This is a genomic window from Buttiauxella izardii (assembly GCF_003601925.1).
GTDB lineage: Bacteria > Pseudomonadota > Gammaproteobacteria > Enterobacterales > Enterobacteriaceae > Buttiauxella > Buttiauxella izardii.
Map to the genome: position 1 here is coordinate 1 of NZ_QZWH01000068.1, position 6312 is coordinate 6312.

Here is a 6312-nt window from a genome sequence, read left to right on the forward strand (position 1 = left end):
TTCCGGGCGTGCGACGGCGATGAGGGCGGGAAATAACGAGCCCTTCACGCTTCAGGATATCGCCGATGGTGCTGGCGGCCGGCACATCAAACGGCGCCTGATGATTCATCAGCCAGGCGCGGATTTTTTTCGGCCCCCAGTCGGGGTGCCGTACGCGCATATCGATAAGCTGCTGAACAATCCCGGCAGGCAGGCGTTCATCATGCGTGAGGCGGGCGCGGGGCTGGTCAAAAAGAGAGGCCGGGTCGTCGGGGTTAAAACGCTGCAGCCATTTATACCCGGTTTTACGGCTGATGCCGAAGTGACGGCACAGTTCGGAAACAGGAGCCGTGCCTGCGTGGCAGGCACGGATGAAATCAAGACGTTGCATGGGGCGGGTCTCAGTCCAGGGCATAGTGAGTCTCCTCTGCTATGCCGTTTATAACTGTTACCCATGTGTCCGGTCTAAAGTGTTACCCATGTGTCCGGTTTGTACCCTGCGCTTATCCACCCTACAACACCGTCAGCATCCTCGAATTCCTTCTGTTAAAAACTCCACCACATCTTTAACAATTATGTGACATTGCACGTATACATATAACATATTATGTTTTATAAAATACACACACTGCCTGCACCTATGCCACATAAAGAGAAAAGATATGGAACAGACGACAGACAAAGAAAATCTTCAACATCAGCCAGTTAAAGGCGAGCAATTCAACCGCTCGATAGGGCTGATGTCTAACTTCGCATTAGGATTTACGTACCTTTCGCCACTGACGGCTGTTTATTCGCTATTTGCCCTGGCGGTGACGCTCGCGGGGCCACCGGCAATCTGGTGGATTCTGATTGTCGCCTGCGGTCAATTGCTGGTGGCGTTAGTATTTGGTGAAGTGGCTTCGCAATACCCGATTACTGGCGGCTTATATCCATGGGCGAGAAGATTGTGGGGCAAAAAATATGCCTGGATTGCGGCGTGGATTTATCTCTGGGCGTTAGTGGTGACGATTACTTCGATTGCCGAATATACCGCCACGTTTGTCGCCTCGTTATTCCACTACGCTACCAGCGCCGGGAATATGATGATCACCTCCGTCGTGTTGCTGCTTATCATGATGGCGGTGAATATGTCCGGGACGAAAAACTTAGCTCGTGTCGCTAAGATTGGTTTCTGGTGTGAAATTGTCAGCGTGATTGCGCTGGGGATTTACCTGTTAATCTTCCATCGTGCGCAACCGTTCTCCGTGGTATTTGACTCCATGGGCGTGCTTTCTGCCGACGGCAATTACACCACCGCGTTTATGTCAGCATCATTAATGGGCTTGTTTATGTTCTTTGGCTTTGAAGCCTGCGGCAACGTGGCGGAAGAAGTGAAAAATCCAGGCAAGAAGATTCCCATCGCAATGATTTTAAGTATCGTGTTTGGCGCTATTTCAGCGGTGATTTCGATTCTGGGCTATCTGCTGTCTTCTCCAGACTTGCTCGATATTGTTAATGGCAAAATCGCAGATCCGATTCCAACAATTCTGAATCAGGCGTTGGGTGAAACCGGGGCGACGATATTTATCGTAGTGGCGATTATTGCCATGCTGTCTTGTATTCTGTCCTTGCAAGCGGCATTGAGCCGCCTGATCTTCTCTTTCTCCCGCGATAACATGTTGCCGGGCAGTGAGTGGATGTCGAAAATCTCTAAACACAGCGTGCCGGATAACGCCATGATTGTGAGTTGTTTATTGCCGGTGATTATTTGCGTCTGGGTTTATTTCCAGCCGGATAGCCTGGCGCGTATTACTGCGTTTGCAGTGATCGGCATCTATATTTCCTTCCAGATGGTGGTGCTCGCCGCGTTACGTCAACGCCTGAAAGGCTGGAAGCCAGCAGGGGAATGGACGGTCGGTTCCTGGGGAATCATCGTTAACGTATTGGCGCTGGCGTATGGTATCTGCGGGATTTGGTTACTGGCGCAACCTGCCGCAGGCGACAGCTTTGTGGATCGCTGGACGGTGTTAGTCGGGCTGGCGATAGTGATTGTATCCGGTCTGCTTTATATGTTTATCACCAAACCGTTTGGCCGTTCGAATGCACCCGAAAACGATGCGATTGAGTATGCACAGAAGTTGAACGCACAAGAAAATTAATAAAAAGGGCGGGTATTAACCCGCCCGATTTTACGTTGCCTGATATAAGTTAAAGTAATCACTTTCATGCACCAATTCTGCCTGATTCAAATCCAATAAGTCGCCAACCCGGAATCTCGGATGAGATGAAAAAATAATTCTGCGCTCTTTATTGGTAAGAAAAACTTTATCATTCGCAGCGTAAGGTAATAACTCTTCTTCGACACGGCTCACCAATAAATCAATCGCCGCCACGCCTAAGAATTGCTGATTGAAATAGACCGGAACGGCAGAAGTAATCGTGTAAGAAGTGTTGCAGATATAATCGACATACGGCCCGTGAATAAACGCATTGCCCACGGTAGGGGCTTTCTTAAACCATTCAAAGGTGCGGAAATCAAGGCGCTGTTGTGTCGCCTGGTCTAAGTCGAGGTTTACCTGCTTAACGCCGTCTGCCTTTTTATACCACCACTCCAGCAGCCAAAATTCCTTATTGTTTCCCGTGCCTTCAATGTGGCTGGCAAACCCGGCACCTGAACAATAAACATGGCTGTTTAACGTTTTTTTAATGTGTTCCTGAATGGTCTTTCTGACGGAAGGTTCCAGCAGATGCTCAAGATTCACGCCGTCGATTTCAGCCAGCGTAGATTCAATATCCTTCGCCAGTTTGCCGGTGGAATCTATCGTTGAATTAATGATGCGGTCTATTTTTTCGCTTAGGTTACGGAGTGATGTTGTTAGCATAAACATGCCTATTGTTATTTTATATTGTGCTTCAATTTATTTTCTATCAGATAGAAAGTAAACGTGTCGATTAATTTCTTGGCGCTATTAACAGACTCGGCTTCATTATGCGAAGCCAGGGTGTCAATTAGCGTAGTGTACAGCTCAACAATTTCGCGATGGATATTGTCTGCGCGGAACAAAATAGCCACCAGTGATGACCATTCAGACTGCAAAATCAGCTCCTGGTTGGCGAGGCGGGCAGATTGCGAACACGCTGCAATCGCTAACAAACAGCGCATATCCGCCTGAGTGCGTGCTTCTGGGGATTGGGCCGATTCCAGAACCGCCACAAATTCGCGCAGGCGGGTAATATCCGCATCGGTCATTCTGCGTGAGGCGAGTCTGGCGCTGTGGCTAATTATCGCGCAGTGCATTTCACCGAGGTCGGAAAGGTAATCGGTGCTTAACGTTTTAAAAGGATTAAGCGTTTGGCTTGATTCCCAGACGTGCTCGCAAACAAAACTCCCGCCATTACGCCCACGCACCGTGTGGATTAAATTATTGGCGCGCAGAGTATTCAACGCTTCGCGGATGGTGATGTGGGAAACCCCCATCATTTTTGCCAAATCCGCTTCATTAGGCAGTTGCTCATTGGCCTCAAGCAGGCCGGTAATAATGGCATTGGAAAGTCGCTGAACGATTTGATCTGAACGGCTGGCCTGACCGATGGGCGCGAATATCACCGCATGAGTAATCATAGTTTTCCCTGGTAAAATAATCCCTTAGACGAACGATAAAACATAGCATACACCCCCCTGTTAATGAAGGAAGCCTTAAGTATTCGTGTGCAGGCGCTTCACTTGTATAAGCCACGCCATTGCAGCGTAAATAATCACTCCGAAACGGGATGTATATCATATTGTTAGTAAATTGTTATTGAATTAATCTCCCTCTAAACATATTACATAATATAGTTTATGTTTTAACGAGCGGAGAGCACGATGAAAGTTTTGCAGCACTTTATCAATGGGCAATATGTCGCGGGTTCGCAGGATAACCTGTTTGATTTGGTCAGCCCGGTTAACGGGGAAATTTACGCGTTGTCGCCAAGTGCCGGGTCGGACGAAGTGGGGCAGGCGTACAGTGCGGCGAAAAGCGCATTTGCGGTGTGGAAACATTCCACTCCTGCGCAACGGCAGCTCGCGCTGTTAAAACTGGCAGATGAAATTGAACGCAACGTCGAGCGCTTAGTTACCGCGCAAAGCGAAGAAACCGGGCAGTTGCGCCACTTCATTGAGAAAGAAGAGATTGCCGCGTCGTGCGATGCACTGCGTTTCTTTGCCGGTGCCGCCCGTTGCCTTGAAGGCAAAGCGTCCTATGAATATGCCGCCGGTTTAACGTCCACCATTCGCCGCGAACCGTTGGGGATTGTCGGCCAGGTCACGCCGTGGAATTACCCGTTTATGATGGCTGTATGGAAGATTGCCCCGGCGCTGGCGGCGGGCAATACCGTAGTGCTCAAACCGAGCGACACCACGCCTATCAGCACATTAATTCTCGCCGAGCTTGCCGCACCGATTTTCCCACAGGGCGCATTTAACGTGGTGCTCGGCAAAGCGGAAACCGGCTCGCTGGTGGTTTCCAGCCCGGAAGCCTCGCTGGTGTCGATCACCGGTTCGGTACGCGCCGGTTTACAAGTCGCGGCCTCTGCGGCGGCAAACCTCACCAAAGCGCATCTCGAGCTCGGCGGCAAAGCGCCAGTGATTGTGTTTGCCGATGCTGACCTCAACAAAGCCGTCGATACCATCACCACCGCCGGGTTCTTCAACGCCGGGCAAGATTGCACTTCCGCCACGCGCATCCTGATTGAAGATTCCATTTATGAAGCGTTCGTCGCAAAACTGGTGAGCAAAACCCGCGAAATCACCTTCGGAACGCCTGAAAACAAAGACGCGCTATACGGTTCATTAAACAGCCGCAGCCAGCTTGAGCAGGTGAAAGGGTTTATTAGCCGCCTCCCGGCACACGCCAAAATCGAAACCGGCGGCAAGCCGGGCGCAGGCCCAGGTTTTTACTTTGAACCGACGATTATTTCCGGCCTTGAACAGCGCGACGAAGCCATTCAACACGAAGTGTTTGGCCCGGTGATGACGGTGCAGAAATTCAGTTCCGAAGCCGAAGCGCTCGATAAAGCCAATGACGTGGAATACGGCCTGGCGTCGAGCGTTTGGACCAGCAACCATGGTCGCGCCCAGCGCTTCAGCATTCGCCTGGATTTCGGCACCGTGTGGATTAACAACCACATTCCGTTATGCGCAGAAATGCCCCACGGCGGCTTTAAAAAATCCGGTTATGGCAAAGATTTGTCCTCTTACTCGCTGGACGAATACACCCGCGTAAAACACATCATGTGCGACGTTTCCGAATAATAAGGTGATGAAATGAAAGCAATAAAAGCCGCTGCGCTCTCTTTTGTACTATTCTCAAATTTTGCCCTGGCCGACGCATCGCCGTTAGCCGTGGTTAAAGATTATATGTCTGCATGGAACGCCCATGACGCCGCCAAAGCCGCGCAATATCTGGCTCCTGACGTGGTGTATTACGACGCCGCAAGCGGCACGCCGGTGAATGGCAAAAGCAACGCCGAAAAAGAGGTGATTGGTGCCTTTATTAAAGCGGTGCCGGACTTAACCTGGAAGATGACCAGCAAGCCAGTTTATGACCACGACACCATCGCTTTTCGTTGGGAATTTAGCGGCAAAAACAGCGGCGAATGGGCGGGAAGCCCGGCAACCAATAACCCCATCAAATTTGAAGGCGTGAGTTATATCACCGTTAACAACGGGAAAATCACCTGGCAGGGTGATTATTACGACTCCAAAAAACTCGATGAAGAATTAAAACCAAAGAATAAATAAGGTCGCTTATGTCGATTACCAGACGTGATTTTCTTAACGGAGTGGCCATTACTATCGCCGCAGGGATGACGCCATTAGATTTTGCAAAAGCGGCCGGTCAAGCCAGCGCGGTGACGGGTGAAGAATATTATCCGCCGCAGCTCACCGGGCTGCGCGGTAATCATCCGGGGTCTTTTGAAATGGCGCATGCCGTGGGGCGTGACCATGAAAAATTCAGCACTGACCATCTTCCTGTTGAAGAAGAATACGCTTTGGTGATTGTCGGCGGCGGGCTGAGTGGTTTAGCCGCCGCCAGTTTCTGGCGTGATGTGATGGGCAAAGAGAGCAAAGTGCTGGTGCTCGACAACCATGATGATTTTGGCGGCCATGCCAAGCGCAATGAATTTAGCTCTGGCGGCAAAAAAATCATCGGTTACGGCGGCAGCGAAGCGTTTCAATCGCCGACGCGCAACTTTAGCGATGTCGTCAACGGGCTAATGTCCACGGTGGGCGTCAGCGTCACGCGCATGAAACAAAGTTTTGAGGTGAATTTCTACCCGGACTTAAATCTCAGCCGTGGCGTGTTTTTT

Annotated in this window: 7 protein-coding genes; 4 read left to right on the plus strand and 3 right to left on the minus strand. The window is 50.4% G+C overall.

All coding sequences use genetic code 11. The features are described from left to right. On the minus strand, nucleotides 1-394 hold a 394-nt coding region (locus tag D6029_RS21785), incomplete at its 3' end, for a helix-turn-helix domain-containing protein (RefSeq protein WP_147365255.1). Nucleotides 395-641: 247 nt separating this feature from the next. On the opposite strand from D6029_RS21785, the gene D6029_RS21790 reads away from it, so the two are divergent. Next, entirely contained in the window at nucleotides 642-2120 is a 1479-nt protein-coding gene (locus tag D6029_RS21790) for an APC family permease (RefSeq protein ID WP_120066766.1), read from the plus strand. 30 nt (nucleotides 2121-2150) lie between these two features. On the opposite strand, the gene D6029_RS21795 is transcribed toward D6029_RS21790, so the two are convergent. Together D6029_RS21795 and D6029_RS21800 are read right to left on the minus strand one after the other, a co-directional pair. After that, nucleotides 2151-2843 (minus strand): cache domain-containing protein, encoded by a 693-nt coding sequence (locus tag D6029_RS21795; RefSeq protein WP_418230283.1) that lies wholly within the window; start codon nucleotides 2841-2843, stop codon nucleotides 2151-2153. A gap of 14 nt (nucleotides 2844-2857) precedes the next feature. Continuing rightward, nucleotides 2858-3583 carry a FadR/GntR family transcriptional regulator gene (locus D6029_RS21800; RefSeq protein ID WP_120066768.1) on the minus strand — a complete coding sequence of 242 codons (726 nt, stop codon included), beginning with the start codon at nucleotides 3581-3583 and terminating at the stop codon, nucleotides 2858-2860. A gap of 243 nt (nucleotides 3584-3826) precedes the next feature. On the opposite strand from D6029_RS21800, the gene D6029_RS21805 reads away from it, so the two are divergent. From D6029_RS21805 to D6029_RS21815, 3 genes are all read left to right on the plus strand, one after another. After that, nucleotides 3827-5254, plus strand: a complete 1428-nt coding sequence (locus D6029_RS21805) for a gamma-aminobutyraldehyde dehydrogenase (protein WP_120066769.1) — start codon at nucleotides 3827-3829, stop codon at nucleotides 5252-5254. Between the two features lie 12 nt (nucleotides 5255-5266). After that, a complete protein-coding gene (locus D6029_RS21810) occupies nucleotides 5267-5743 on the plus strand; it encodes an ester cyclase (protein WP_120066770.1) in 477 nt (158 codons plus the stop codon). Nucleotides 5744-5751: 8 nt separating this feature from the next. Then, nucleotides 5752-6312 (plus strand): NAD(P)-binding protein (locus D6029_RS21815; protein WP_120066771.1); only part of this gene is annotated, 561 nt, incomplete at its 3' end.